At 55.5% G+C, this 25904-nt stretch carries 23 protein-coding genes and 1 pseudogene; 7 read left to right on the top strand and 17 right to left on the bottom strand.

The annotated features are described in order from the left end of the window. Nucleotides 1-6 precede the first annotated feature (6 nt). From O77CONTIG1_RS06305 to O77CONTIG1_RS06285, 5 genes and pseudogenes are all read right to left on the bottom strand, one after another. Nucleotides 7-945 carry a DNA cytosine methyltransferase gene (locus O77CONTIG1_RS06305; protein ID WP_286132569.1) on the bottom strand — a complete coding sequence of 313 codons (939 nt, stop codon included), beginning with the start codon at nucleotides 943-945 and terminating at the stop codon, nucleotides 7-9. 69 nt (nucleotides 946-1014) lie between these two features. After that, nucleotides 1015-1815 (bottom strand): HindVP family restriction endonuclease, encoded by an 801-nt coding sequence (locus O77CONTIG1_RS06300; RefSeq protein WP_084782274.1) that lies wholly within the window; start codon nucleotides 1813-1815, stop codon nucleotides 1015-1017. Beyond that, nucleotides 1796-2855: pseudogene (locus O77CONTIG1_RS06295) on the bottom strand (ISKra4 family transposase). Before O77CONTIG1_RS06295 ends, O77CONTIG1_RS06300 begins: the two are co-directional and overlap by 20 nt. A 69-nt stretch (nucleotides 2856-2924) precedes the next feature. Next, nucleotides 2925-3302: a HindVP family restriction endonuclease gene (locus O77CONTIG1_RS28325; RefSeq protein WP_156434987.1), complete on the bottom strand. Its 378-nt coding sequence runs from the start codon at nucleotides 3300-3302 to the stop codon at nucleotides 2925-2927. Nucleotides 3303-3652: 350 nt separating this feature from the next. Continuing rightward, nucleotides 3653-4834 carry a F420-0:Gamma-glutamyl ligase gene (locus O77CONTIG1_RS06285; protein ID WP_068508983.1) on the bottom strand — a complete coding sequence of 394 codons (1182 nt, stop codon included), beginning with the start codon at nucleotides 4832-4834 and terminating at the stop codon, nucleotides 3653-3655. Between the two features lie 424 nt (nucleotides 4835-5258). Between O77CONTIG1_RS06285 and cruF the strand changes: the two genes are divergently transcribed. From cruF to O77CONTIG1_RS06270, 3 genes are all read left to right on the top strand, one after another. Next, the gene (gene cruF, locus O77CONTIG1_RS06280; protein WP_068508981.1) at nucleotides 5259-6173 is read left to right on the top strand and encodes a gamma-carotene 1'-hydroxylase CruF; all 915 of its coding nucleotides are present in this window, start codon (nucleotides 5259-5261) and stop codon (nucleotides 6171-6173) included. After that, a complete protein-coding gene (cruG, locus tag O77CONTIG1_RS06275; protein ID WP_317134217.1) occupies nucleotides 6170-7390 on the top strand; it encodes a 2'-O-glycosyltransferase CruG in 1221 nt (406 codons plus the stop codon). The genes cruF and cruG overlap by 4 nt, the downstream gene beginning before the upstream one ends. A 92-nt stretch (nucleotides 7391-7482) precedes the next feature. Further along, nucleotides 7483-8268 (top strand): ZIP family metal transporter, encoded by a 786-nt coding sequence (locus O77CONTIG1_RS06270; RefSeq protein WP_068508979.1) that lies wholly within the window; start codon nucleotides 7483-7485, stop codon nucleotides 8266-8268. Nucleotides 8269-8396: 128 nt separating this feature from the next. Here O77CONTIG1_RS06270 and O77CONTIG1_RS06265 read toward each other — a convergent pair whose 3' ends face one another. From O77CONTIG1_RS06265 to O77CONTIG1_RS06255, 3 genes are all read right to left on the bottom strand, one after another. Beyond that, nucleotides 8397-8753 (bottom strand): ribulose bisphosphate carboxylase small subunit, encoded by a 357-nt coding sequence (locus O77CONTIG1_RS06265; protein WP_068508976.1) that lies wholly within the window; start codon nucleotides 8751-8753, stop codon nucleotides 8397-8399. 15 nt (nucleotides 8754-8768) lie between these two features. Next, nucleotides 8769-9158 (bottom strand): RuBisCO chaperone RbcX, encoded by a 390-nt coding sequence (gene rcbX / locus O77CONTIG1_RS06260; protein WP_068508974.1) that lies wholly within the window; start codon nucleotides 9156-9158, stop codon nucleotides 8769-8771. Between the two features lie 140 nt (nucleotides 9159-9298). Next, nucleotides 9299-10729 carry a form I ribulose bisphosphate carboxylase large subunit gene (locus O77CONTIG1_RS06255; protein ID WP_068508972.1) on the bottom strand — a complete coding sequence of 477 codons (1431 nt, stop codon included), beginning with the start codon at nucleotides 10727-10729 and terminating at the stop codon, nucleotides 9299-9301. A 583-nt stretch (nucleotides 10730-11312) separates the two neighbouring features. Here O77CONTIG1_RS06255 and O77CONTIG1_RS06250 point away from each other — a divergent pair. After that, nucleotides 11313-12503, top strand: a complete 1191-nt coding sequence (locus O77CONTIG1_RS06250) for a hypothetical protein (protein ID WP_068508970.1) — start codon at nucleotides 11313-11315, stop codon at nucleotides 12501-12503. Between the two features lie 89 nt (nucleotides 12504-12592). On the opposite strand, the gene aroF is transcribed toward O77CONTIG1_RS06250, so the two are convergent. Continuing rightward, a complete protein-coding gene (gene aroF, locus O77CONTIG1_RS06245) occupies nucleotides 12593-13453 on the bottom strand; it encodes a 3-deoxy-7-phosphoheptulonate synthase (RefSeq protein ID WP_068508968.1) in 861 nt (286 codons plus the stop codon). A gap of 688 nt (nucleotides 13454-14141) precedes the next feature. Here aroF and O77CONTIG1_RS06240 point away from each other — a divergent pair. Beyond that, nucleotides 14142-15023 (top strand): ABC transporter ATP-binding protein, encoded by an 882-nt coding sequence (locus tag O77CONTIG1_RS06240; protein WP_068508967.1) that lies wholly within the window; start codon nucleotides 14142-14144, stop codon nucleotides 15021-15023. An 18-nt stretch (nucleotides 15024-15041) separates the two neighbouring features. On the opposite strand, the gene gshA is transcribed toward O77CONTIG1_RS06240, so the two are convergent. The 4 genes from gshA to O77CONTIG1_RS06220 all read right to left on the bottom strand — a co-directional run bounded on the left by gshA (nucleotide 15042) and on the right by O77CONTIG1_RS06220 (nucleotide 21380). After that, nucleotides 15042-16232, bottom strand: coding sequence for a glutamate--cysteine ligase (gene gshA, locus O77CONTIG1_RS06235; protein ID WP_068508965.1), 1191 nt, complete (start codon nucleotides 16230-16232; stop codon nucleotides 15042-15044). A 114-nt stretch (nucleotides 16233-16346) separates the two neighbouring features. Further along, on the bottom strand, nucleotides 16347-17525 hold the full coding sequence (locus tag O77CONTIG1_RS06230; RefSeq protein ID WP_068508963.1) for a glycoside hydrolase family 10 protein: 1179 nt from the start codon (nucleotides 17523-17525) through the stop codon (nucleotides 16347-16349). Nucleotides 17526-17595: 70 nt separating this feature from the next. Beyond that, the gene (gene polA, locus O77CONTIG1_RS06225) at nucleotides 17596-20502 is read right to left on the bottom strand and encodes a DNA polymerase I (RefSeq protein WP_068508961.1); all 2907 of its coding nucleotides are present in this window, start codon (nucleotides 20500-20502) and stop codon (nucleotides 17596-17598) included. A gap of 8 nt (nucleotides 20503-20510) precedes the next feature. Then, nucleotides 20511-21380 (bottom strand): polyphosphate kinase 2 family protein, encoded by an 870-nt coding sequence (locus tag O77CONTIG1_RS06220; protein ID WP_068508959.1) that lies wholly within the window; start codon nucleotides 21378-21380, stop codon nucleotides 20511-20513. A 505-nt stretch (nucleotides 21381-21885) separates the two neighbouring features. Here O77CONTIG1_RS06220 and O77CONTIG1_RS06215 point away from each other — a divergent pair. Continuing rightward, the gene (locus O77CONTIG1_RS06215; RefSeq protein ID WP_084782267.1) at nucleotides 21886-22560 is read left to right on the top strand and encodes a L,D-transpeptidase family protein; all 675 of its coding nucleotides are present in this window, start codon (nucleotides 21886-21888) and stop codon (nucleotides 22558-22560) included. A 12-nt stretch (nucleotides 22561-22572) separates the two neighbouring features. Here O77CONTIG1_RS06215 and O77CONTIG1_RS06210 read toward each other — a convergent pair whose 3' ends face one another. Continuing rightward, entirely contained in the window at nucleotides 22573-23964 is a 1392-nt protein-coding gene (locus O77CONTIG1_RS06210; protein WP_068508955.1) for an MATE family efflux transporter, read from the bottom strand. Nucleotides 23965-24150: 186 nt separating this feature from the next. Continuing rightward, nucleotides 24151-24510, bottom strand: coding sequence for a hypothetical protein (locus O77CONTIG1_RS06205; protein ID WP_068508953.1), 360 nt, complete (start codon nucleotides 24508-24510; stop codon nucleotides 24151-24153). On the opposite strand from O77CONTIG1_RS06205, the gene O77CONTIG1_RS24235 reads away from it, so the two are divergent. Then, nucleotides 24509-24817: a hypothetical protein gene (locus tag O77CONTIG1_RS24235; RefSeq protein ID WP_156434985.1), complete on the top strand. Its 309-nt coding sequence runs from the start codon at nucleotides 24509-24511 to the stop codon at nucleotides 24815-24817. The two genes, O77CONTIG1_RS06205 and O77CONTIG1_RS24235, sit on opposite strands and share 2 nt — an antisense overlap. 165 nt (nucleotides 24818-24982) lie before the next feature. Here O77CONTIG1_RS24235 and O77CONTIG1_RS06200 read toward each other — a convergent pair whose 3' ends face one another. Both O77CONTIG1_RS06200 and O77CONTIG1_RS06195 read right to left on the bottom strand, forming a co-directional pair. Continuing rightward, on the bottom strand, nucleotides 24983-25210 hold the full coding sequence (locus O77CONTIG1_RS06200; RefSeq protein WP_068508951.1) for a hypothetical protein: 228 nt from the start codon (nucleotides 25208-25210) through the stop codon (nucleotides 24983-24985). 19 nt (nucleotides 25211-25229) lie between these two features. After that, nucleotides 25230-25514 (bottom strand): hypothetical protein, encoded by a 285-nt coding sequence (locus O77CONTIG1_RS06195; protein ID WP_068508949.1) that lies wholly within the window; start codon nucleotides 25512-25514, stop codon nucleotides 25230-25232. Nucleotides 25515-25904: the final 390 nt, after the last annotated feature.

The raw sequence follows: 25904 nt of genomic DNA, 5'->3' as shown, positions 1-25904 counted from the left end.
AAGTCTCTAAATTGCAAACGTACCCTGATAGTTGGATGCTTTCTCAAATAGTTTTAACTGAACCGGAGGTAAAGAATAAGCATTCCTGGAAGAGTCCTCAATGTACTCAAGTATACAGCGGGCAACATATTCGCTGAGCTTCACGGGAACCGCATTGCCAATCATTTGTTCCAGATCTGATTTACTGCCTCTAAATTTGAAGTTGTTGGGAAATGTTTGGATGTAACTTCGCTCGATTGTCGTTAAAGGACGTAAGTTCTCATTGATTTCACAAACATCCCCTTGGTGCTTCTTGTATGTCTTAGGAATAGGACGGTTTACACCTCGTATTGTTGGACTAGGCTCGTAAATACTAAAAACAGCTCTTCTCTTGTAGCTTCTTGGATGGCGATAAAAATGCTCGATTCCTAAACTATGACCCAAGTATTCAAAAACAGTCATAGGTTTTTTTGACTGATTCTTGGTTAAATAGGAATCCAGGAAGCTATCTTCACTGCCAAGTTGCCCAATCAAAAAATACCTCTTTCTAACCTGGGGGACACCGCAATAGCTGGCATTCAAAATTGAGCAAGTCAAGCCATATCCTTCCGCTCTAAAAATCTCTAAAGCTGTTTTTAAAACATGGCTTTTTGCAATTCTCTCAACGTTCTCCATGACAAACCAACGCGGTTTGACCTGCGAAACAATATTTGCAAAACTTAGAGTCAAGTCTGCTCGACCAAGGCTCTCATCTCTTTTACCTGCGCTTGAAAAATCTTGACATGGAGGCCCACCAATAATAACGTCTGGATTCAATTTAGCTATATCCAGGTGTGCTTCGGTTTCTGCAAGATCTTTCTTAAATACAGGATGTTGAAAGTTATCTTTATAGACCTCAATTGCTGGAAGCCAAGAATCAAAAGCAGCAACTATATCAAATCCAGCGTTTTGAAATCCAAGTGACAAACCCCCGCAGCCACAGAATAAGTCTACTGTTCTCATCACTAAAGAATCACAATTTAGAAATCCACTCTGCTAATTAAACAAGTCAGGAGAGCCATAAATTATAGCATCAAGTCTTCTCTCAGGACTTAAGAGATTTTGACCTCCACCTAAAATAATTCTTTTTATTTCACTTTTTTGAATTCTTGGTCGTCTTAGTGCTTCAGATTTCATGTAGGCATGAGTGACTCTACCACTCACCGCAAATGCCTTGTCATTCTTAGTGTTGTACGACAATGCATCTATAATTCTTCTGTGGCTGAATGAGCCATTAGTACTGAAGTCATACAGCATTCTAAATAGCCAAACAACAGTTCGAGTGTGTCTTGCAATCAATCGTATTCGGCCAAATGTCCTTAACTCTAGCTTGGCTAAGTCGATGAATAATCTTGTGAAGGCAAGATTGCTCCAAACAAAAACATCTAAACAATTCTCTGAAAGCTTAGATGATTTCCCCTCAGTCTTCCATATAGGCTGCATCAAAAAAGGCTTTTGATTATCCAAAATCGAAAGAGCTATTGAGTCTATGACACTGATCATCTGTGGGATATAGGGTATGACACAATCTGGCTCTGTCCAGTCGGAAACTCCTGAAAAATGCTCTCCTATAAGATCCTTCATATAAGATGGAGAGTGTCTAAAAGTTTCTGCAATACTACAAGCCAAGTAGACAATGCTATCTGGTCTTACAACGATTTCGCAACCGTAAAAATCTTCTGATAAGTCACAGGTTGTGTTATCAGGTAAGGCTGTTAGCTTGATCTCTATTGCCTGTAAGCAAGTCCTTCCTGAGTGCATCCCAATTTTGCAAGACTCATGTTGAGAATTGCCCATTGAGGTAGGCACAACGTTGCTTCAGCACCTGCGGAACGTTATCTTTGTCCCACTGCGCCCCGATATCTTGATTCGCCGCCCAAGTTGTTTAACGGTCGATTCAATTGCCCCGGAACCAATGGAGACTCCTTCAGCTTGATAGTAGCCATAATTGACAATCCGCTGTCGATGCTTGTTAAGGTAGCTAACGAAATTCGTAACCCGCTCGTGTTGCCAATCCTCAAACTGTGCAATTGCGCCCTCGACATCGCCTTGCCACAAACAGGTTTCCACGGCATCTAAACGTTGCACAGAACCACCCACTTTGCCCAAATTCTCAACCAAGTGATACCAGTCCAAAATCTCCCGTCTTTGGGTCTGGTTGCCAATCTGGGTGTAGACATTCCAGATCCCATCATGCCCATCTCCAATACAAGTCAATGGGTCAGATAAAGACTGAACATTGACCCAGTTGACCAACTGCTCATTGTCTTGAAAGAAGGCAGCAACACAGGACTCGTGCAGATTCACTGCCTTGTAATCTCGCCATTCACTCGGTTCTCCTTCGGGTGTTCGCAATCGCACTTTACCTCCATCGATACTCATCTCCTCAACCGTTTCTTCCACTTGCGGTAACTCAAAGATTTGACGATGCACTAATCGCTGTTGAGTACTGTGAGAAACCTTTATCCCAGTCAACACTTCAATGTCTTCTGCCGCCCGCTCATACGATTCATTGGCACTCACCAACAAACAACACCGCTCCAGGTAAGGACTCCATCGTGTGTACGCTTTCACCTCCAGAATTTGAGCTTGTTTCTCACTCACTTGCAGTTGTCCAAGGATGCTCTCGATGCGACGCTTTCGTCCACTTGTCGTGCCGCTACTTGTTGCAATAAAAAATCCCCGATCTCTGGGCTGACATGTTCGAGCAGATGTCCTCGCACTGCCGCCTCAATCCCTGCCAACGTTTTCACTTGCTCTGGGTCAGTTTCCTCGTATAGCAGAGCGGCAAGGGCACGAGCATGGGCTTGGATTTGGGCTTTTTTCTCAGCGTCCATGACAGGTATCGGGTAAAAGTACAATACTCAAAGTTTATCGCTATCGCCAAAGTCTAGAACTAAGCACTTTTACTCATCGCAAAAGTGGGATGCACTCGTCCTTCCTTCCCTCGCTTGTGTAACCAGGTCAACTCCTGGAAGTGTTCCAATTAAATATTGTTGATAAGGTGTAAATTGAGCCTCAAACGCATAAAAAAGATCTTCCGATTGTGGATCGATTCCGTAAAAGCTAGATGTGCTGATATTTGAATGTTCAACCCTTAGACTTGAATTGAGCTTAATGTATATATTTTCCAAGCTGCGATTGTGCAAATATGCACAAAGAGAAGCAGGTAGAGAAGAGTTGAAGCAGTTTTTCCCCCAGGCTTTCTTCTGAGTAAAATCCCTATTTGAATATTTCAGACCAAACAGCCCTGGTGGTTGATTGGCTGTATTTTCTAAAAACACAATTTCTGGTCAAATGAATCTACTTGATTATTCTATGTGATCAAGGCTGTATGTCTTGGAGTAGACATATCATAGCACAAGTGTTGAATCTTAAGATTTTGGCGGGTAGTGCCAAGTTGTGCGTTGGTGCTGGTGATACCGAATTGGTCTGACTACTGACCCCATTCTCATTAACAGAAGCTCAAACTCGCCAAAAATCTCCAGGTTTGTAAAGTTGTGTATCGAGATTCAACACTTCTGATATCATAGGACTTGGTGAAGACTATGAACTTCGATCAAGTTCTGTTCACTTACTGTGTTTATAACAATACCGATAAGATACAGCAATACTGACAAGATACAGCACTCAACTAGCTTTTCATGGGGCGGATGAGGACGACGGGGGTTTGCTCGTCGGCGTTTCCGGCGGGGTTGCTGATCAGCGCTTGCGTCAGAAATTCATCGGTGAGTCCGGCGGTGGCGGCTAGCACTTTTACGGCTTTCAGGTCGTTTACGTCTACGATCGCCGCTGAGAGTCCGGTTTCTTGCTTGATCTGGTCAACCACCCGCTGCGGATTTTCGGGCCCCAGCACGATGAACTGGTCGTAGGGCGGCAGCGTGCCCGTCACGTCGTCAATCAGCCGCGCCTGTTCGCCCGCAAGCTGGTAAAACAGACCGGGTTTCTTGAGGAATTTTTTGGCGATCGCCCCCACCAAAAACGCCCCCGCCACGCGCCACGGCCCGACGATATTCACCAGCGTTTGCATTCCGCAGGCGGTGGCCAGGCTGGAGGTGGGCAAAAAGTAATAGCACAGGCGCTTGGCCAGCCAGCCGGGTTTGATGTCCGAGGGATGGTGAAAGCGGTCTTGCATAATGGCGACGGGCGTTTCGCCAATGGTCACTACGTCGCCGGGCTGAGCGTGGGGCATGACATAGCGCTTCACCACCGTTATGGGGTCGTCCAGGTGCGTCAGCAGGTGCGTGCGGATGGGCAGCACGTCGGCGGCGGCGGTGGGTCGCCAGCGGTGCGAGTCTTCGCTGCTGGGAAACTTCAGCGGCACCATAATATGGCGCACTTTGGGAATGCGGCCCTGCGGCCCGTAGGTGACATAGTGAATGCGTACCCAGGCGGCTTGCAGGCTGCTGAGGTCGGGGCCCTTGATTTCCAGCGTTACTTCGGCGTGGGTGGTCTTGCCCACTTTGACGATATAGCCGAACCAGTAGCCATCGGCGCGGGCGGGCGCGTCGGCGTGTTTCGGCGTGACCCAGATGCGGTGCGTGATGCCGTCGAGGGAGTCTTTGGAAAGCAGCGTCACCTCGGCTTCTACGTGCGGCACCATGATCTCCAGCCGCTCGGTCAGGTTGCGAAACTCCACATCGCCCACCAGCACGTAGCGATCCGGCTCGTAGACATCCAGGTTCCACTCGCCGGGAGTGAGTACCAGTGCATTGCCCGGACGACGGCGAAACTGTGCCTCCCAGGCGATCGCCCCCAGTCCCACCAGCCCTGCTGCAATCCCCAATCCCGTTGTGATGATTCCCACGTCCGTCATGCTCCCAACTATCGCCCTTCAGACTCTTCAGACTATTACACCAGAAGACTACACCAGAAGACTGGACAACCCCGGTTCCTTGAAGCAATCGTCTTAGGTCAGAGATAAATTTACAAACCTTATTATTCTGCGTTAGGATGCACTCGGAATTCCTAATTTTTTAATTTTTATAAAAGCTGTTATTGCTATCAATTGTCCCTAAATCTTCAAAGTCGTAGTCGCAGAATCGTAAGTGTCAGATTTCCTGCGTCCCGTATTCCCTCCAGAATTCTTTAGCGCTGTAATCCGCCCACGCTGCTTGGATTCTAGGATTTGGTAGACGGCGGATTCTTGCGTACTCTATCGGTTCAGTTGATGGTCGATTGATTAGCTCAAGCAGTACGTTAAGCCTACTAGACTGAGCGCAAGCCTACACGGAGCAACTATGCAGAGATTGGTTGGAATTGAGCGGGCGTGTTTGATTGGGCATCTTGTAGCGATGGCGTTTGGGCTGGCAGGGCTGCTGCTGGTCATGCCCCATCCCGAATTTTTGACCCATGTGCCTGCTGGGCAAACGCTGTTTCGCTGGAGCATGGCGGGCGGCGGTGTGGTGTACATCTTGCTGGGGGCGATCGCCGTTTCGATCTATGCCTATCGCACGCTGGGTCTGCGGGCGTGGCTCACGTTCCTGGTCTGCTCTGTGGGGTTGTCTCTCACCAGTGAATTGCTGGGCACCAGCACGGGCTTTCCATTTGGGCACTACAGCTATCTCAGCGGACTGGGCTACAAAATCAACGGACTGGTTCCCTTCACCATTCCCCTGTCCTGGTATTACCTGGGGCTGTCGTCCTATTTGCTGGCGCGGGCTGGGCTGGAAACCGACAAGCCGACTTCTGGACTGCTGACCGTTGCACGGGGCGCGGCGGCCGTGTTTTTGGGTGCGCTGCTGCTCACCTCCTGGGACTTTGTGCTAGATCCTGCCATGAGTCAGACCGCCATGCCCTTTTGGTACTGGCATCAGCCCGGTGCGTTTTTTGGAATGCCGTACCAGAACTTTGTCGGCTGGCTCGGCACGGGGGCGGTGTTTATGACGGTTGCAGTGCTGCTTTGGGGGCGGAACGTCGCCAAGCCTCAGGCGATCCAACTGAACTTTCCGCTGACGGTTTATCTGGGCAATTTTGCCTTTGCAATGGTGATGAGCCTCGCCTTTGGGTTTTGGATTCCAGTGCTGCTGGGCATTTTGTTGGGCGTGATTCCGGCGGTGTTGTGCTGGCGGCAGAGCTATCTGCTAAGTGAAAAATCGGCAGCCGCCGAGGCCTCCCTCAAGTCTTCAGTCCGCGTCGGAGCAAGTGCCAATTGAGCGATCTGAACCTGGCACCGTCGCAAGCTGAACTGGCGGGCTGGCTGGGGGCGATCGCCCTCGTGCTTCTCGTGGTTCAGATTCCAGCCTTGGCGCTGCTGCTGACCCGTCTGCTCAGCGCTGCCCGTCGCGCTTCCCCGCTGCGTCCCCAGAACGCCACGCCTGCCATGCTGGGAACCGTCAGCGTCATCATTCCCACACTGAATGAAGCACATCGCCTCCAGCCTTGCCTCGACGGGCTGACGCGCCAGGGCTATGAGCTGCGAGAGGCGATCGTCGTCGATAGCCATTCTCAGGACGGCACAGTGGATTTGGTGAAAGCGGCGGCTCAGCGAGACCCGCGATTTCGCGTCGTGTATGACGATCCGCTGCCTGCGGATTGGGTCGGTCGCCCCTGGGCGCTGCACACCGGATTTCTCCACAGTAGCCCTCAGAGCGACTGGGTTCTCGGCATCGATGCCGACACGCAGCCGCAGCCAGGGCTGATTCCTGCTCTGCTTCACGCCGCTCAGGAACAGGGCTACGACCTGATTACTCTCGCGCCACAATTTATCCTGAAGCAGCCTGGGGAGTGGTGGCTGCAACCCGCGCTGCTGATGACGCTGATCTATCGGTTTGGGGCGGCGGGAAGTCCAGCAGACGGGCCTGAGCGCACGATGGCGAATGGTCAGTGTTGCCTGATTCGGCGATCGCTCCTGGAATCCCTCGACGGCTACACCAGCGCCCGCCAGTCCTTTTGTGATGATGTGACGCTGGTGCGCGAGGCAGCACGACGCGGCGCAAAGGTTGGGTTTCTCGACGGCTCCAGTGTGCTAAAAGTCCGTATGTACGAGGGTATAGGCGAAACCTGGCGCGAATGGGGGCGATCGCTCGACCTCAAAGATGCCAGCACCCCCGCCCAAACCTGGAGCGACGTGGCATTTTTGCTTGTGGTGCAGGCGCTGCCCTGGCTGCTGGTTCCGACTGTGCTAACGATTCTGGCTATCCGTCCCACCGCTGCCTCACCAACGTTCCTCGCACTGCTGGCACTCAACCTCTGTTTGCTCCTGCTGCGCCTCGGCACCCAGTTCGGCATCCGCACCGCCTACGATCGCCCCGGCAGCCGTTTCCCCCTTGCCTTTTGGCTTTCGCCCCTCGCCGATCCGCTGGCTGCCCTCCGCATCCTCCGCTCTGCCAGCCGCAAACCCACACAATGGCGCGGCCGACGGTACGAGTGACAGAGATTTGAGGTGTTGGAATGACGAGGAGAGGCTGAAATGACCAACAGCGATCGCCCCATTGCCTTCCTCAATCTCTACCGTTCTTTCCCATGCTCGACTCCCTCGACACCATTACCCTCGGTATCCTTGGCAGCGGCATCGCGGGCCTCGCTACAGGTCTAGGCGCACTGCCCATTTTCCTGTTTGAAAAAATCACCAAAAACACCCAGGGCATCATGCTGGGCTTTGGGGCGGGCGTAATGCTGGCGGCAACGGCATTTTCGCTGGTGATTCCAGGGCTGGAGGCGGCGACTGAAAGGACGGGTAGCAATGCCTACGCGGCACTGATTGTGTCGCTGGGCATCGGGCTGGGCGGACTCTTCCTCTGGCTGAGCCATCGTTACTTTCCGCACGAACACTTTTTTAAGGGGCGCGAGGGCAGCAGCGCTGTGAACCTGAAGCGGGTGTGGCTATTTGTGATGGCGATCGCCATTCACAATTTTCCTGAAGGTTTAGCAGTGGGTGTCGGCTTCGGCGGCGACGATATTTCCAACGGCATTGCGCTAGCGCTGGGCATCGCGCTGCAAAATATTCCAGAAGGACTGGTGGTCGCTATTTCACTGCTGTCTGAAAATTATTCCAAGCCCAGAGCGCTATTCATCAGCCTGCTCACGGGTTTGGTGGAACTGGTAGGTGGCATCTTGGGGGCAATGGCGGTTTCTCTGTTTTCAGCAATCTTGCCGCTGGCGATGGGCTTTGCAGCGGGCGCGATGCTGTTTGTCATCAGCGATGAAATTATTCCCGAATCGCACCGTCTGGGTTATGAAAAAGCCGCAACAGTCGGCGTGATGGTGGGCTTTGTGCTGATGATGGTGCTGGATGTAACGGTGGGATGAGGAGCGTTCGATCGTGGGGCGATGTCGCTCCACAAAAGCAAAGGTGCTGCATGGACTAACCCACGCAACACCTCTCTACCAATTCGCAACTCTAGCCACCAATCAACCAGGCATTGACCAATCCAGCATTAGTAGCGATAGCCACCGCCGTAGTTGTTGTTGTTACCAGGCTTATGAACAATGAAGCTCATCACCTGGCACTGCTTGATATTGTCAAACGCAACCACCCGGATATAGCAGTTCGGGAATTCTGAACGGCATTGCTGCACCTCATTCAGCACCTCTTGAGGAGAAGTCGCATTAAACAATGGCAGCTTCCACATCGTCCAATAGTGCATCTCAGCCGCAGAATCTTCATTAAACTCGATGCAAGGGAAATAACCCTGGTCGAGCGTGTACTGGATCTGACGGGCAATTTGTGCGTCGGTCAACGGAGGCAGATAGGAAAAGGTTTCGTAACGGCGCTCTTTGGGTAAAGTCTTCATGGATTCCTCTATTCTCTAGTCTTCAGACGTTGAATCTTGTTCTGGATGGGTACTTGTAGCACCGGGGTCAAGCTGCGTCATTCGCTCAAGCTGCTCACAGCGTCGCTCCGTATTTGCCTGTTGGATGCCTGTACGAAGCATCTCTGGCAAAAAGTCAGCAATTTCCTCGGCAATATGCTCTCGCACGGTCAAAATCCGAAAGGCAAGGGCCTGATCCTCTTTGAACAGAGCCTGGAGGTAGGACTCACTGTTTTCGATCCGTTCGCGGCGAGAGAACTCATGCAGCCGTAGGGCACGGGGTGGATCAGTCTCGCTGAGCTGAGCCATCACCGTCCGCATTGCCTGAAACGTCAGGTAGCTGATTAGCGTCTTGCTCGTTTCCTTTGCGATCTGTCTAAGATCCATGCAGTTGACCCCGAGGGGGTGAAAGGTTGAACGCTGAGGAATAAAGAATGAGTGCTAATACTTATACCCTCAATTCGGGGTTGAGAGCGTAAACCAAGCATCAATTCCATTCCCTATTCCTCACCTGTCAGCCCTTCTCATCAGACGGTATCCACCGCCTCAAACTCGAACTTGATTTCCTTCCACAGTTCGCAAGCGGTAGCCAGTTCGGGCGACCAGCGGCAAGCTTCGCGGATGATGTCGCCGCCTTCGCGCATCAGGTCGCGACCTTCGTTGCGAGCTTGTAAGCAGGCTTCCAGAGCAACACGGTTTGCCGTTGCACCAGGTGCGTTGCCCCAGGGGTGACCCAGCGTGCCGCCGCCAAACTGAAGCACGGCATCGTCGCCGAAGATTTCCACCAGCGCGGGCATATGCCAGACGTGAATCCCGCCAGAAGCAACTGCCATCACACCCGGCATGGAGGCCCAGTCCTGGGTGAAGTAGATGCCCTTTGAGGGGTCACGCTCGATGTAGTTTTCACGCAAGAGATCCACAAAGCCAAGCGTCACGGCTTTGTCGCCTTCTAGCTTGCCCACCACGGTTCCGGTGTGGATGTGGTCACCACCGGACATCCGCAAGCATTTTGCCAGTACGCGGAAGTGCATCCCGTGATTCTTCTGGCGGTCGATCACAGCGTGCATGGCACGGTGGATATGCAGCAAGACACCGTTATCGCGGCACCACTTGGAGAGAGTAGTGTTAGCTGTGAAGCCTGCGGTCAAGAAGTCATGCATGATGATGGGCATATTGAGTTCTTTCGCATACTCAGCCCGCTTCAGCATTTCTTCGCAGGTGGCGGCGGTCACATTGAGGTAGTGCCCCTTGATTTCACCAGTCTCAGCTTGTGCCTTGTGGATAGCTTCAGCGACGAAGGTGAAGCGATCGCGCCAGCGCTGGAAGGGCTGAGAGTTGATGTTTTCGTCGTCTTTGGTGAAGTCCAGACCGCCGCGCAGACACTCGTACACTGCACGACCGTAGTTCTTTGCCGACAGACCCAGCTTAGGCTTGATGGTGCAGCCCAGCAGGGGACGACCGTACTTATTAATCTTGTCACGCTCGACCTGGATGCCGTGGGGCGGTCCCTGGAAAGTCTTGAGGTAGGCTACAGGGATTCGCAAGTCTTCCAATCGCAGGGCCTTCAGAGCTTTGAAACCAAATACGTTCCCCACAATGGAGGTAAGCATGTTGGTAACAGAGCCTTCTTCAAACAGATCCAGAGGGTAGGCAATGTAGGCGATGAACTGATTGTCTTCACCGCGAACGGGTTCGATATCGTAGCAACGACCCTTGTAGCGATCGAGGTCAGTTAGCAGGTCAGTCCACACGGTCGTCCAGGTGCCAGTCGAGGACTCAGCCGCAACGGCTGCACCCGCTTCTTCGGGCGGCACACCGGGCTGAGGGGTGACCCGGAAGGCGGCCAGAATGTCCGTGTCTTTGGGCGTGTAGTCGGGGGTGTAGTAAGTCAGGCGGTAGTCCTTAACCCCAGCCTGGTACCCAGCTTTTGCCTGGGTCTTGGTTTGCGAATAAGACATCGTTTCCCTTCCTGTGAATCACTGTTTTCAGAGCGTACAAAACCCTGCCTGTGCAATACGGCACAGGCGACATACCGCTAGCCGCGCTCTCAGGGCATAATCTCAGCGCAGCGGACTGGCATTAACAAAGTCTTTATGTTCAGGGCAAAGGGTTGAACAGACTTGACGTTGAGCGACCTGCAAACTGCCCTGATCACGGGTTCAAGACAAAATATATCAGGGAATGAAACCGATTCAATAAGCTAAAAGTTGAAACTTCTTGGCCTCTCGATAACATGCATTTATATTTCTAAAGGTTATTAACTGTTTTTTAAGATTTTTGGCAGCCGCGAGCAATCGCAAAGTCCTGTCCTGCTCCGGCTCCGTAGTATACACCCGATGCAGGCAAAAGCTCGGTGAAGCCATTTGAGCCGACAAGCCGTCTATTTTGTTACAACTCGTTATGATCGGCTGGGACATTGCAGCCTCCTTTTTCGTCCTGAAGCTCCAGTTTGACGATGCTGGGCATTTAAGTGATTCGGCTGAAGCGTTTTGCGATCGCCCTCCTACACTTCCCAGATGATGCACGCCCCCTGCATTCCCCATGACGCATTCCCCCGCCACCAGCGATTTTTCTCCGTTTCCAGTACCCGTGCAGCGGCGACATGAAGACCCGTCTGGGCTGTGGTCGCGGGTGTGGTCGGGGTCGGTGGTGCTGCATGTTCTCTTGCTGCTAGCAGTGCTGCCCTCGCTGAAGACTGTCGCTGAGCAGTCTAGAGGGGGAGGCACGGCGACCCCGATCGAGCTGGTGGATGTAGGGGCGATCGCCCCAGATACGACTCCTGATCCTGCAACCGTGCCTGCCAGCCCTGTCGCCCCAGCCCCGGCTGAAGTGCCTGCCCCGCCCCCTGCTGCGACACCAGCGCCGTCCCCTCTTCCGGTGAACCCACCGCCGCCTGCGCCTGCTGCCATCCCGCCTGCGGTGCTTGCCCCTGCCCCTACGCCCGTGGAAACACCACCGCCTAGCCCGATCGCGTCACCTCCAGTGGTGTCACCTCCAACGCCCATCCCAACACCTACGCCCATCCCCACGCCAGCGCCCCAGCGGCCGTCGCCCGTCCCGGTGCAGCCGTCTCCCTTTATTCCGCCGGAGCCGCCGCCCGTCTTGGGGCGAGAGCCTTTGCCGCCTCCACGCCCTTTTCCTGACGTGAGCCAGCCCAGCGAGTCCACCGAGCCACCCTTCCCCACGCCAGGACAAAACCCAACTGAGGGCGGCAACCCGGTCAATAACCCTGGAGACGCGGCTGCAAATCCGGTTCCGGGCAGTGGCGCACCGGGCATCGACACACCCGCCAGCGGCCCAGACACCGGCCCAGAAGACGACCTGGGCGAAGTGGTGATTGGTCGCCAGCCCACGCCTACTAGCCTGACGCTGAGCGTGGTGACCGTGCGCCACTTGTCGCCGCAGGAAACAGCCGACATCCCCGAAGAAAATGCCGAACTGCTGACCAGCCGCATCAGCGTCCTCGCCGACCCGACTCAGCCCAACTCCTGCCCACTGTTTCCCGACAGTGTGGCGGGCTTTGGCGCACCCGTGACGCTGCGGCTGGCGGTTGAGGCAGACGGGCGCGTGTCTCGCGCCGAGGTGCAGCAGCCCGCGCCCACAAACTATGCTTACACGGAGCTGGTGCAATGTTTAGCGCAGGCTGGCTTGCAGTTCCGCCCAGCCCTAGATAGCGGGATTGCGCGTCCCAGCGACAATACGCTGGTGGATGTGACGGTGGTGGGAGAGTGATAGGGCGGAAAGAACGAAGAACGAAGAACGAAGAACGAAAAACAGAACCTCTTCGTTTTTCCCTCTTCGTTCTTCTCTCTTTTTCCTGACTATGCAACGACAATTTGCGGCAGCGGCTCCTGAACGGGGGGAAGGGTGCGGCCGACAACGGGGGCGATCGCTCTCACTTTTTCCACAATTGTCACCATCTCATCGAAGGACAATGCCTGACGCGCATCGGAAACAGATTTTTCGGGGTCGGGGTGGCACTCGATAATCAGCCCGTCGGCTCCAGCGGCGATCGCCGCCAGGGCCAGGTTCGGCACCAGTTCCCGCTTTCCAGCGGCATGGCTGGGGTCTACAATCACGGGCAGGTGGGTGATTTGCTTCAGCGCCACGACTGCCCCCAGATCCAGCACGTTGCGCGTGTAAGTGTCGAAGCTGCGGATGCCGCGTTCGCACAGCATCACTTTCTCGTTGCCGTGGGCGAGGATATATTCCGCCGCCATCACGAATTCTTCAATGGTTGCCGCTAGGCCCCGCTTCAGCAAAATTGGCTTGTCTACCTGACCCAGCGCCTTCAGCAGGTCAAAGTTTTGCATATTGCGGCTGCCCACTTGCAGCACATCGGCATAGGCGGCAATTTCTTCGATCTGGGAAACCGCCATGACTTCGGTGACGACGGGCATTCCCGTGCGATCGCGCACTGCCGCCAAAATTTCTAGCCCTTCGCGTCCCATGCCCTGGAAATCGTAGGGCGAGGTGCGCGGCTTGTAGACCCCGCCCCTTAGCGCCTGCACGCCCGCCACCGAAAGGCGACTGGCGACCGCATCCATCTGGGCACGGCTTTCGACGGAACAGGGCCCGCCGATGAGGAGCAGTTCTGACCCGCCCGCCGAAACCTGGTCGGAAATCTGAATGACGCTACTGTGGCTGGGTTCGGTCTTAAGGGTCAGCTTTGCTTTTTGCATGGGAAGAATCTCCTGGTTAGACGTAAAAGATGAGAAGAGAACTAGACCGTAAATGGGAGCGAACCAAAATCCAAAACCTAAAATCTAAAATCCAAACCCCAAAATCTAAAGTCCAAAACAAAAACCCGGAACCTCTAGAGGCCCCGGGTTGCATGGTCGCATAATCGCGCATGAGCAACTTACCCGGGGCGTTCCCTGGTCCAAAAAAAGTAAAAGTAAAAGTAGCGGGGCGTATGGCTCATGGGTTTGAACGTAAGTTGGGGATGCAAGGGGAGACTGGCTGCTTAAGAAAGACCGCTTAAAATGCAAAAACCGCAGAGGTTGCGCTCTGCGGTTCACCCAAGGTTCCAGGTCAAGCTGGACTCACCCCAGGTGAACCTTGCTAAACCAAAAGTAAAAGTAGCGGACTTGAATCGACATAACAAAGCTCAGTAGCTGTAGAACCAGGTTGCTCAGCACAAGATGTTTGAAAACGAGATGCTTGCAAGTTGAATTCATTTCAACTTATCGCTAACTGTAACGAAGTTTGCAAAACCTCGTCAACCCCCAGCCTGAGAAATTTTGCCAAATTGTCAGGGTTTTATAGCCAGGATTTGAGGCTACTAGGGATGTTACCTTATGTAAAGAAACGCTGACGCGCATCATGTTTCCTGCCCAACCTCCAATCTTCAACTTCCAACCCTGAACTATGACAGCGGCGATCGCCCTTCAACACGTCACCAAGGTCTACGGCAATACGCCTGTGGTCAACGACCTGTCTTTTACGATTCAGCCGGGGGAAATCTTTGGGCTGCTGGGGCCAAACGGCGCGGGCAAATCGACCACGATTCGTATGTTGACCACGCTGACGCGAATCACGAGCGGACGCATCGAAGTGGCAGGCTATGACGTAGCGCAGCAGCCCGTGCTGGTGAAGCAGCAAATTGGCGTGGTGTTACAACAGATGAGCGTGGATGTGGATCTGACCGTGTGGGAAAACATGGAATTTCACGGTCGGATGCACCATATCCCCAATCCCCGCCGCCAGCGCGAGATCGACCGCTGGCTGGAGTATGTGGAACTGAGCGATCGCCGCAATGACCTGGTGAAAACGCTGTCTGGCGGCATGAAGCGCCGACTGCAAATCGCCCGCGCCCTGCTGCACGAGCCGCGCATTTTGTTTCTGGACGAGCCGACTGTCGGACTCGATCCACAAACCCGCCGCCGCCTCTGGGAAATCATCAAAGGGCTGAATCAGCAGGGCATGACGATTCTGCTGACGACGCACTACATGGAAGAGGTGGAATATCTCTGCGGCTCCAGCTTTGGCAGCTACGCCGTGCCCAACCGCATCGGCATTATGGACAGCGGCAAGCTAATCGCTCTGGGCACGCTGGAAGAACTGCGCCACCAGCACGGCGAGGGGCTGGTGATGAAACAGGATGGCGATCGCTGGGATTACAAGTTCTTTCCCACAATGGCAGAGGCCAACGCCTTTTTTGAAGCGCAGCCAAATAAAGCCGGGATGATGGTGCGCCCGTCCAACCTGGAGGATATCTTTGTGGAGCTGACCGGGCGCAATCTGGATTAGCAATGACTCGGTCGTGTCCTAAGGAACCAGCGCCAGACACGGCTCATCGTCTGGCACGCTGAGATCTACGCCCGGCTCGCACAACTCCTCCGCCAGTGCCATTTCCACGGCTTCGGTGTCGCGGATCGCCTGCACCATCACCTGACGTGCATCCCAGCCCTGATCGACCAGCCGCAGCCAGCGCTGGGCTTCGTTGCCCTCCCGCAAAATTTTGTGAATCGGCTGGAGGAAGCAGCCGAAGCCGTTTTGCTTAGCTGTGGGCAGGGTTTCTTCGAGCAGCAGGCTTACCCAGTCTCGCGCCAGCAGCACCCGCCCATCTTGCCAGTGCCGCAGTTCCGCATCCAGGCTGTGTTGCGCGGCAGCGTCTTCGTTGGCATCGGCTAGTTCTACCAGGTCGGCGGCCCGCGTGGCGCTGGGCAGGTCGCTTTGCACCAGTGGGTCGAGGTCGGGATTTTCCATGACCTGAAGAATCCGGGCTTCCAGCAGGGCGCAAATTGCCAGCAGCGCCACCGGATCGCTCACCAGATCGCAGATACGGAGTTCCAGCCGATTGAGAGAATAGGGACGGCGATCGCCATTCGGCCGCACCGAACTCCACAGGTGGCGCACGTTTTGCATAGTGCCTAGCTTAAGCTGTTCATCTGTCCAGCGGATGTAGTGGGCGTGGCTTTCAAACAGGGGCACCTCTTGCGGCGTTTTGGGGAACACGCGCCAGCGGCTAGAGTGGTTGCCTGTCGGCTGTCCGTCTAGAAATGGGGAAGCAGCACTCAGCGCCAGAAACAGCGGAGCCTCGGCGCGAATCAGGCGACAGGCCCGCATCAGCACCTCTGGATCAGCAATCCCCACGTTGATATGCACACTAGCCGTGACAACCGTTGTGCCGTAGGTACGCTCGATAAAGCTGTGGTAGGGGTTAGCCGGATCAGATCGGTGAAACTGGTCGCTGCCACCCAGAGACAGGGTGCTGCCGGGAATCAGCGTGTAGTTGCCCAGCCGCTTGAGAAACGATCGCAGCCGCAGCCGAGGACGAACCAGCTCACATAGCAGCCGCTCGTAGCGATGCAGCGGCGGCGTGGTGTATTCCACGTTGCGCGTGTCTGGTTCTCGCATAAACCCGTCTAGGGCAGCCACAATCTTGTCAGAGAATCCCACAATGTCGCCTTGGGGCGTGCCTGTGTACATCTCGATTTCAAAGCCCTTCGACAGCATCGGGTCTGCTCCCAGCGTAATGTTCTTGCGTACTTTCCTCAGTTTAGGGGTTTGGGGTTCGGGGTTGGAGAGTCGGCCCAGGGTTTTCGGAGTAAGCCCTACCGCCACTAATCCTCAAAATCCCAAATCTGGCGGGATGGGGCGACGGGCAGGAAAGGGGAAGAGGCGCTGAAATTCTCGGTCGCGATCGCCCAGGGTTTCATAAAAGAAGAAAGCGACCCCAGCATAGTGGCGATCGCGCGTTTCCCTGACCTGCCGCTGAATCAGGCGGATCGGCGTGATGCGCCCCCTCAGCCCCGCCAGGATGCCAATACTGACGGGCAGATACTCCCGCGCCACCTGCACATCTGGTCGGTCTAGCTCCATCTCAAAGCGCCCTAGGTCATTGCGATAGACCTGCACGATTAGCTCATCGACCAGGCCGCGCCGCTCCCAGGTGCCCCAGTCTTGCAAGTAGCGCTCGTAGGCAAACTCGCGGGGATTGGGCGACAGAGAAATAATCGCGTTGGGGTTTCGCGCCTTCACCTCGGCCACGATGCGGCGAAACAGGCGAGTAATATGGTTGGCTCGCCAGCGCACCCAGTCGGGGTCTTCGGGGTCGGCAGGCGGGTCTGCGCCGTTGTGTTCTGCCCGATAGAGCGCCACGGTGTAGGGGTCATAGCCCATTTCCACGGGCATCCCAAAGTGGTCGTCTAGCTGAATGCCGTCTACGCGATATCGCTCCACCACTTCCGACAGCAGATTCACCATAAAGTCCTGCACGCCGGGATGGGCGGCATTGAGCCAGACGCGGGGTTCGTTGCCCTGCATCCAAACCTGCGTGCCGTCTTGCCGCTGGGTGAGCCAGTCGGGATGCTGGGCCGCCAGTTCAGACCCCGCCGGAGCCATCAGCCCAAACTCAAACCAGGGAATCACCGCCATGCCCAGCCGACGACCTTCGACGACGACCTCGCCCAGCATGTCGCGCCCCTGCAAGCCAGGATAGGGATCGAGGGCAATCCCGAAGGTCGCCTGGGCAGTGGGGCTGGGATAGAGGGTGTAGCCACCGTTCCAGACGGTGGGATAAACCGTGTTGAAATGCAGGCGAGACAGGCGACGCAGCCCCACAACGAGGTTGCGGCTGGAAAACAGCACCTCGCTGTCGATATTGGTAAGCCAAACCCCGCGCAGTTCAACAGGTCTGAGATGGCTGGTGGGGTTTGCCTGGGCGGAGGTGGTGATTCCCAGAAGGGCGATCGCCCCTGCCAAAGCTGCTCGATATCGCCGTTGCCAGTGTTTCCAGCCGTTGCCCATTAGTGCAATCTCTTTAAGTCGTGGATGGGGTGGGTGAATTGGAAAAATCTTGCAGAATCCTACCGCAGATTTACTTCGCCTCCATCCAGTTTTGTCCGGCGTGCATTTCCACTTTGAGCGGCACTTTCAGGTCAACCGCAGACTCCATCGCGGCGCGGATTTGCGGCTGCAAGTCGTCCCACTCGTCGGGATGCACTTCAAACACCAGTTCATCATGCACTTGCAGCAGCAGGTTGGCCCGGCGATCCGTTAGCAGGTTGTGCAGCCGGATCATAGCGAGCTTGATGATATCGGCGCTAGACCCCTGGATCGGTGCGTTGGCGGCGGCGCGGAGCAACTGTGCGTCGTACTGGTCGCGCAGGCGAATTTTGTTTACATCGATCTCGCTGGGGCTTCTTCCCCGCAATGCCTTCAGGCTTTCGCTGCCAAAGTTGAAATAGCGGCGGCGACCGAGGATGGTTTCCACATACCCACGGGCGATCGCCTCTTGCTGCATCTGTTGCAAATAACCGAACACACGGGAGTAGCGTTCATAGAAGCGATCGATAAACGTCTTTGCCTGGGCCTGGCTAAAGCCCGACTCTCGCGCAAACCGCTGTGCCCCCATGCCGTAAATCACGCCAAAGTTAATCGTCTTGGCCATCCGCCGTTCGTCCGGTGTGATGTCCTCTTTTTCAAACAGCAGTTGGGCGGTGACGGTATGCACATCGCCATTGTTCTGGTAGGTTTCAATCAGAATCGGCTCGCTACTCAGGTGCGCCAGGATGCGGAGTTCAATCTGCGAATAGTCGGCCGCCACCAGCAGCCAACCCTCGGCCGGAATAAACGCCTTGCGAATCTGGCGGCTAAACTCCGTTCGCACCGGGATATTTTGCAAATTGGGGTTCGACGACGACAGCCGCCCTGTTGCCGTAATCGTCTGGTTGAAGTCGGTATGCACTCGCTGCGTGTCGGGGCGCACCAGGCTGGGCAGCGCGTCTACATAGGTCGATTTCAGCTTCGACAGGGTGCGGTGTTCCTGGATCAGGTCTACCACGGGATGGTCACCCTGGAGCTTTTCGAGCGTAGAGGCATCCGTGGAGTAGCCCGTCGCCCGCTTTTTGGACTTGCGCTTGTCCAGCCCCAGCGTGTCAAAGAGCAGCACACTCAGTTGTTTGGGCGACCCCAGATTAAAAGTTTGCCCCGCTGCCTCGTAAGCCTGCTCCTCGATCCGCTTCAGGTCTTGCTCCAGGGCTTTGGAAAATGCCTTGAGATAGTCTTGGTCAATGCGAACGCCTGTGTATTCCATCTCTGCCAGCACGGGTTCGAGCGGCTGCTCCACGGTTTCCAGCAGTTCCGTCTGCCGGGGAATTTGCGCCAGATCTGCCCGCAGCTTGGGGACAAGGTGAAACACAGAGTAAACATCCGTGCCGCAATAGTTGGCGACCTTGGGAATGGAGACATCGGCAATGGTTTTGCCCTTGGGCACTAGGTCATCGTAACTCTGAGCGTTTAGGTTTAGATACTTGCGCCCCAGATCGGTCAGATTATGGCTGCCTTCGGGGTTCAGCACGTAGCTAGCCAGCATCGTGTCAAACACCACACCCGCCAGGTGAATGCCCTGACAGCGCAGAACCAGCCGATCAAACTTGGCATTTTGCAGGGCTTTGGGATAGTCCGCACTCTCCAAAATCGGGCGCAGCGCCTCTAGCACTATTGCCACATCCAGATTTGTTCCCTGGGCGTGCCCGGTGGGAATGTAGGCCACGTCCGCCTCGCCCGGCCCCCAGCAGCAGCCAATTCCCACCAGCACAGCATCGCGGGGTTCCAGGGCGGTCGTTTCCGTGTCCCAGGCGACGGGCGCGGCGGGGTCAGTGCAGGTTTGCAGCGTGTTCACCAGGGCGCTGAGCTTGTCGGGCGTGTCGATGATTTGCGGCTGGACGGGCGTGGTGGCGTAGCCCTGGAAGGTGGCAGTGTCTTCGGCGCTAAAGAACCAGAGATCGTCGTCTTCGGAGGAGGCTGGGGTGCTGGAGTGCTGGAGCGCTGGGGCGGCGTTTGGGGCACTAGGCTGCTGGGTCGCGCCATCACCAGAAAACTGGCTGTGGAGCTTTTGCAGGCGGTTGAGGAAGGAGCGGAATTCGAGTTTTTCTAGAAGCGGGACGACATCGGCATCGTCGAAGGCTTGCAGTTTGCAGTCTTCGGGGCGGAGAGCGAGGGGCACGTCCAGGTGAATTTGTGCCAGGTATTGTGAATGCAGAGCGGCATCGCGGCCCTCTTCTAGCTTCTTGCGGACGGCGCTTTTGATGCGGGGGTCGTCGAGGTGGCTATAGATTTCTGCGAGGGAGCCAAAGTCGGTCAGCAGAGAGACGGCGGTTTTGTCGCCGATGCCCTTGACACCGGGGATATTATCGGAAGCGTCGCCGCAGAGGGCTTTGTAATCGACCACCTGCTGCGGCGTGATGCCCATTTTGTCTTTCACCTGCTGGGGGCCAAACTCGCGGGGCGGGGGTGTGCCTTTGCCGAAGGTGGTGCTGAGGTAGAGGACGGTAAGTTGCTCGTCGTCGATCAGTTGAAACAAGTCGCGATCGCCCGTCAGCACCTTCACCCGAAACCCGTCGGCCACGGCCTTGCGGCTGAGGGTGCCGATCACGTCGTCGGCTTCATAGCCGGGAACTGCGATCACAGGCAGCTTCAGCGCCTGCAAGAGTTCCTGCAAGTTTGATAAATCCGGCAGAAAATCTTCCGGCGCGTCGGGTCGCCCTTCTTTATACGTTTGGTCAGCTTCGTGGCGATAGGTGGGTTCGCCGGGGTCAAAGGCGATCGCCACATAGTCTGGCTTTTCCTGCTCCATTGTGTCCAGCAGCGCCTTCATAAACCCGAAGGAAACGCTGGTGGGAATGCCCGTTTTGGTTCGCAGCCCGCCGTCGCGGTTTTTGGCATGGGCGTAGTAGGAGCGGAAGGCGAGGGAGTGGCCGTCAACCAGGAGGAGCGTGGGCATGGGGTGGGTTACTCTTCTGCGTCGAGAATCTTTTTAGCTTCTAGCAGATCTTTCATGTGAACGTCTGTGGGCACGGGGTAGTGCAGATCGAGTTGTGAGAGGCGATCGCCAATAATTTCTGCCACCGCCAGCCGCGTAAACCACTTGTGATCCGCAGGAATAATGTACCAGGGCGCGTGTTCGGTGCTGGTGTGGGAAAACATCTCCTCGTAGGCCCGCATATAGTCGTTCCAAAGCCCCCGCTCTTTGACATCCGCCGCAGAAAATTTCCAGTTTTTCTCTGGACGCTCGATACGTTCCAGAAACCGTTTTTTCTGCTCCTCTTTGGACACATTTAGGAAAAATTTGAGGACAATAATGCCGTTGTTCACCAGATATTTTTCAAAGTTATTAATCTCCTCAAACCGCTGCTTCCAAATATTTTTCGTGAGGGCCGATTTGGGCAACTGCTGCTTTTGCAAAATTTCGGGATGCACCCGCACCACCAGCACCTCTTCATAGTGCGATCGGTTGAAAATGCCAATCCGTCCCCGCTCTGGCAGCGCCTTAAACGATCGCCACAAGTAGTCGTGGTCGAGTTCCTCATCTGACGGAGCCTTGAAGCTATAGACTTGGCAACCCTGGGGATTGACCCCCGACATGACGTGTTTGATCGTGCTGTCTTTGCCAGCCGCATCCATTGCCTGAAAGATCAGCAGCAGCGCATAGATATTTTGGGCATAGAGGACATCCTGATATTTTGCCAGCCGCTCTACGCCTTTTTTCAGCTTTTCCTGTGCTGCGGCTTTTTCGGTATAGTCTCCGGTATAGCCAGGGTCGTAGTCTTTTTTCAAAGAAACTTTTGAACCGGGTTTGACGATAAAGGGGTCGTGATTCATAGCCTATAAAAACAAGCAAATAAAAACAAGCAGAAAAAATTAAAAAACTAGCGCGAACTGCGGGCGATCGCCCTTGCAATTCTCCATTTACCCGCCTTAAACACCTTAAGCCTGACGAGTCTTGAAATTATACAGGCAGCGCCCCCGTTTGACCTGAAAGCTTACAGCTTTGTTGCATTCTTGATCCAAAATCGCTGATCTGTAACATCAATGTTCCTGAGCAGCGCCACGAATGAAATGACTGGAGGCCCCATAGACAGTTGACTAGCAAGCCAAAATCCAAAACCCAAAACCCAAAATCCAAAATCGATATACTCTTGACCGCCGAACCCCTGTGTTTGGCAGCCCCTTGCTCTTGGCAGCATCGCTGATTCTTGACCATAATCATGTACAGAAATCCTGTGCAGAAATCCTGTGCCATGATTCCCGTCCAGCGGCGTAGCAGCGAAATCTTTTGCGAATTCCTGGGCAGGATAGTGTGAACGTGTGGAATGAGGAGCGTGTTATGCATTGGAATCAACCAGGCTGGGGATCTGGACAGAATAGCCCGCGGTGGATCAGATCGCGAGGAGGCAGGGGGTTATCAAGTGCGCTGGTGTTGGGGGCGATCGCCCTCCTTTCCTCTCCTGCTGCCAGCAAACCCGCCGCTGAAGCCTATCCCGTTTCCACCAGTGGCCCGACCTCCGGTCAAGCGATTCCCACTGCTCCCCTGCCAATTTATTACAACACGACGCTGCCGGAGCTACCGCCGCTGTGGGATGTGGAGCAGTTCACGCCCGCACCCCGCACCAAAGCGACCCATCTTGTCCTCAGCATCAGCCAGCGGCGCGTGTTTGCCTATCAATACGACACCATGTTAGGCAGCTTTCCGGTTGCGGTTGGCAAGCCCAGCACCCCCACCCCAACTGGCGAGTTCACCATTTTTGAAATGATCGAAGACCCGACTTGGCAGAACCCCTGGACAGGCGAAATTCGCCAGCCAGGAGCAGACAGCGCCCTGGGCTTACGCTGGATTGGCTTTGCAGAACTGCCCAACGGCGTGATCGGTTTCCACGGCACGCCGACGGTTTCCTCCATCGGGCAGGCGGCATCCAACGGCTGCGTCCGCCTGCGAAACGAAGACGTGCTGGCGCTCTATGCCCTGGTGGAAGTGGGAACGCCCGTGCGCGTAGAGCCGTAATCCGCCATCGCCTCAGGAGCCTGAACTCGCCAGACCGTCCTCTAGCTTGAGCGGATTGGCGCGGCTAAATCGCCAGGGCAGGATAATCGCCGCGACGGTCAGCCCCAAGGCCAGCCCCCACCACAGACCAACCGCTCCCAATCCCGCCTGGATACCCAGCCAGTAGCCGCTGGTCAGCCCTACGCCCCAGTAGGCAAGCAGCCCAATCAGCATGGGAACTTGCGTATCCTTCAGTCCCCGCAGTGCGCCCGTCGCCGTGACCTGGATGCCGTCTACCAGTTGGAACATAGCCGCTACCCAGAGCAGCTTTTTGGCAAGTTCTACCACTTCCCTGTTGGCCGGGTCGCGCACGTCGATATAAAGCGACACGATGGTTTCCGGCATCAGCCAGAAAATCAGCGCCATGATGGCCATAAATAGACTGCCCATGCCAATGCCCAGGTATCCGGCCAGCTTAGCCAGAGGAAACTGGCGCTGGCCGAGGCGTTGACCGACGAGGACGGTCGTGGCAAAGGAAATCCCCAGCGGAATGGTGAACGTGACGGCGGCCGTTTGCAGCGCTACTTGGTGGGCCGCCAGCGGCACGGTTCCCAGTTGCCCGATCAGAAACGTGGTAACGGTAAACAGGCCCACCTCGATGGCAGCCAGAATGCCGATGGGGAACCCAATTCGCACCAGTTCCCGAAACAGCTTGGGTTCAAACCGATGCAGATGATTGAGTAGGGCGTAGGGGCGCAGCGACGCTTGCCGCAGGATGTAGAGGGCGATCGCCCCAAACATGCTCCACAGCGAAATCGCGCTGGCCCAGCCAATGCCTGCTAGCCCCAACTGCGGCAGCCCAAACTTACCGAGCGTTAGCGTATAGTTTAGCGTCATGTTGATGAGCATTCCGCCCAGCATGATCAGAATGATCGGCCGGGGGCGCGACAAGGCCGACACGGTGCTTTTCAGCGCCGCAAAGCCCACACCGGGGAGATAGCCGAGGGCGATCGCCCGCAAGTAGGGCCGCCCCAGATCCAGCATCTCTGCCGACTGCCCCGTGCGGCTCAGCACCGCGTCGCCATGCCAGATCAGCACCGTCATGGGAAGACTCAGCAGCAGCGCCAGCCAGAGTCCTTGCCGATTCACCGCGCCGACCCGCTGTGGATTATTCGCCCCGTAGGCCTCCGCCGCCAGCGGGCTGACCGCCGCCACGATCGCCCCGCCCAGCAGCAGCAGCGCCACAAAATAGGTCGCACACAACCCGCCCGCCGCTAGCGACTCGCTGCCCAGCCGACCCATCATCACCGTATCGACAAAGCCCGTCGCCGACTGCGACAGTTGCGCCCCTGCCAGCGGCAGCGCCAGCCAAAATAACTCCCGCGATTCGGCTGAAATCGTGTTTTTCGTAAGCCAGGGTTTCATAGGTTTGAGAGATTTGGGTGTCAGAGATTCGGAGATTTTGGAAATTGCGGAAATTCTGGAAATTTCAAAGATGGGGAGGTCGAGCGATGGCCGCCGTTGGGTGAATAGAAGCCGGGAAGAGTTGGGCGCAAGCGTCACGGATCAGGGCCTTCAGTCCTGACGCTTGCGTTCCCATCTCCCAGCAGCCTACCAGCGATGAATCGGTGGCACGATGCTGCGGGCGGTGTGAGTCGAGCGGCTAGAGGGGCGATTGTACCGAGATTCCAACCAGGCACGGAGTTCTGTGCCCGTGTGGCAGCGGACGCGATCGCCCGTCACCGGGTCATGGGCACACCACCAGCTTTCCCCATTGCGATCGCGCTCGAACCAAACACGCGGTTCGCCAGGGTCGCCTGCATAGCTCAGGAGAGGACTCAATAGATGATCCAGCAAGCTGTCCCAGAGCCTTGCCCAGCGAGATCTGCGGGAACAACTGCCGTCAATTGCCAGACTGGTTGCAGAACCCGGCTTCGGCTCTAGGTCGCCGGGTTTATGAATCGTTTTCATGAGCAAGACTCCAGGGGTGAATGGTGAGATGAAGGGGCGACTTTGGGCACGGTGCAGCAAAAGCCAGCTTGCCTGCCCGTCGCTGTCGTTAAATCGGGTCAAACCTCAAACCGGGTCAAACCATCGCCATCCGTCGAGGGAAATGCTGATCTGCACCCTCAGAGGAGGTAAAATCAGCGGGTTGGAACCTTGGCAAACACCACTAGGGCGATCGCGCTGCGGAGTTGTAGAGAGTATCAGGAACCTATTGCGGGCACTGCATGTGCTGCGAAACTTGGCTCACGCTGCGGTGGCAAGGCTCGACTAGCGAAGCACCAGAGGTAACCGCGATGCGGCCGGTAAAGGCATCAACCAGAGTTTGAACGGGGGCGAATATTTAGAGCATGAGCTAGGGCGATCGCCCGCTTTTGGCAAACCAAACTCACCCTGCCCGTTCCAACAACTGTTCCAGTAACCGTTCCGACAAGTGTTCCTATAACCGTTCCGACAACTGCTCTAGCAACTGTTCTGGCAACTGCCCCAACGCCGATTCCTCAACCGCCCGCCTATAAACCAACCTGCGGGCACGGCGGATGAAGCGCCAAACCGTGTCTAAAACCGGAAGCAAATGCAGGTCAGAGAAGCCTCTAGACCTGGCTAAATCTTGAAGTCGCCTGAGGGGACGCAGGGCCCAGCGATCCCAAACAAAACGCTGAACCATTGCACGGACTATTCGCGGGCTATCCGCAATGGGCAAACTCCTCCGCGCCCTTTAGCCCAGAGGCTTTGAAAAGGGCTTTGGAAAAGCTTGCTGCGCCCCATCGGCCGCTTCGTCGCATCAGCAGCCCCGGCTGCATTCCGCGTGGGGGGCTGAGCAACTGCCGCAGAATGGGCAACTGCCGCAAAATCTGAATGATCAGAAAGATCTGAACTTTAGTTTGGAGACGTTGGGACTGGCCGGCGACAAAAGCAACCACAACGACTCGAATATTTGGAATGGTACGAACGCCGCTGTGTTTGAGCATCTGCTTTGCCTCCTCTAGCCAAGCTGTCAGAAGTGTCGTGCCTATCGTAGGGCGATCGCCCCAATCCTTACCTCACCTACCTGGCTCACCCGATTGGGTGAACGGGAATCAGGTAAGAGGGGACGGCGTGGAACAATCCGCAGATCCCTCAGCTAGAACCATTAGAACCATCCAGGACTTACGCACTTGCGATAAGTTTTCTAGGTTTTGGACGATTTCTCGCCGGCTGCGCCCGCGAAAAATCGTCCAACTGCGTAAGTCCTACCATCAATTTTTTTCTGGGGCCAACTCAGGAAAGCTCAATAGTTTTGATGTCTGAAATCCCTTGGCGCAGCTGTTGGGGCAACTGTGGAGAACGACGGATTGCTAAAATGAACCCTTGGGTGATCA

Origin of the sequence: Leptolyngbya sp. O-77 (assembly GCF_001548395.1) — a bacterium.
In the GTDB taxonomy this organism is placed as follows: Bacteria; Cyanobacteriota; Cyanobacteriia; order Elainellales; family Elainellaceae; genus Thermoleptolyngbya.
This window is presented reverse-complemented; position numbering and strand designations above follow the sequence as displayed.

What these genes read in the sequence shown, in the direction of transcription:
- O77CONTIG1_RS24235 (WP_156434985.1), top strand. Translation starts at nt 24,509, where the DNA reads ATGAGCAAGACTCCAGGGGTGAATGGTGAGATGAAGGGGCGACTTTGG.
- aroF (WP_068508968.1), bottom strand. Translation starts at nt 13,453, where the DNA reads ATGCAAAAAGCAAAGCTGACCCTTAAGACCGAACCCAGCCACAGTAGC.
- O77CONTIG1_RS06255 (WP_068508972.1), bottom strand. Translation starts at nt 10,729, where the DNA reads ATGTCTTATTCGCAAACCAAGACCCAGGCAAAAGCTGGGTACCAGGCT.
- gshA (WP_068508965.1), bottom strand. Translation starts at nt 16,232, where the DNA reads ATGCTGTCGAAGGGCTTTGAAATCGAGATGTACACAGGCACGCCCCAA.
- O77CONTIG1_RS06220 (WP_068508959.1), bottom strand. Translation starts at nt 21,380, where the DNA reads ATGAATCACGACCCCTTTATCGTCAAACCCGGTTCAAAAGTTTCTTTG.
- polA (WP_068508961.1), bottom strand. Translation starts at nt 20,502, where the DNA reads ATGCCCACGCTCCTCCTGGTTGACGGCCACTCCCTCGCCTTCCGCTCC.
- O77CONTIG1_RS06230 (WP_068508963.1), bottom strand. Translation starts at nt 17,525, where the DNA reads ATGGGCAACGGCTGGAAACACTGGCAACGGCGATATCGAGCAGCTTTG.
- O77CONTIG1_RS06300 (WP_084782274.1), bottom strand. Translation starts at nt 1,815, where the DNA reads ATGGGCAATTCTCAACATGAGTCTTGCAAAATTGGGATGCACTCAGGA.
- O77CONTIG1_RS06215 (WP_084782267.1), top strand. Translation starts at nt 21,886, where the DNA reads ATGCATTGGAATCAACCAGGCTGGGGATCTGGACAGAATAGCCCGCGG.
- O77CONTIG1_RS06205 (WP_068508953.1), bottom strand. Translation starts at nt 24,510, where the DNA reads ATGAAAACGATTCATAAACCCGGCGACCTAGAGCCGAAGCCGGGTTCT.
- O77CONTIG1_RS06195 (WP_068508949.1), bottom strand. Translation starts at nt 25,514, where the DNA reads ATGCTCAAACACAGCGGCGTTCGTACCATTCCAAATATTCGAGTCGTT.
- O77CONTIG1_RS06240 (WP_068508967.1), top strand. Translation starts at nt 14,142, where the DNA reads ATGACAGCGGCGATCGCCCTTCAACACGTCACCAAGGTCTACGGCAAT.
- O77CONTIG1_RS06250 (WP_068508970.1), top strand. Translation starts at nt 11,313, where the DNA reads ATGACGCATTCCCCCGCCACCAGCGATTTTTCTCCGTTTCCAGTACCC.
- O77CONTIG1_RS06285 (WP_068508983.1), bottom strand. Translation starts at nt 4,834, where the DNA reads ATGACGGACGTGGGAATCATCACAACGGGATTGGGGATTGCAGCAGGG.
- cruF (WP_068508981.1), top strand. Translation starts at nt 5,259, where the DNA reads ATGCAGAGATTGGTTGGAATTGAGCGGGCGTGTTTGATTGGGCATCTT.
- O77CONTIG1_RS06265 (WP_068508976.1), bottom strand. Translation starts at nt 8,753, where the DNA reads ATGAAGACTTTACCCAAAGAGCGCCGTTACGAAACCTTTTCCTATCTG.
- O77CONTIG1_RS06200 (WP_068508951.1), bottom strand. Translation starts at nt 25,210, where the DNA reads ATGGTTCAGCGTTTTGTTTGGGATCGCTGGGCCCTGCGTCCCCTCAGG.
- O77CONTIG1_RS06270 (WP_068508979.1), top strand. Translation starts at nt 7,483, where the DNA reads ATGCTCGACTCCCTCGACACCATTACCCTCGGTATCCTTGGCAGCGGC.
- O77CONTIG1_RS06210 (WP_068508955.1), bottom strand. Translation starts at nt 23,964, where the DNA reads ATGAAACCCTGGCTTACGAAAAACACGATTTCAGCCGAATCGCGGGAG.
- rcbX (WP_068508974.1), bottom strand. Translation starts at nt 9,158, where the DNA reads ATGGATCTTAGACAGATCGCAAAGGAAACGAGCAAGACGCTAATCAGC.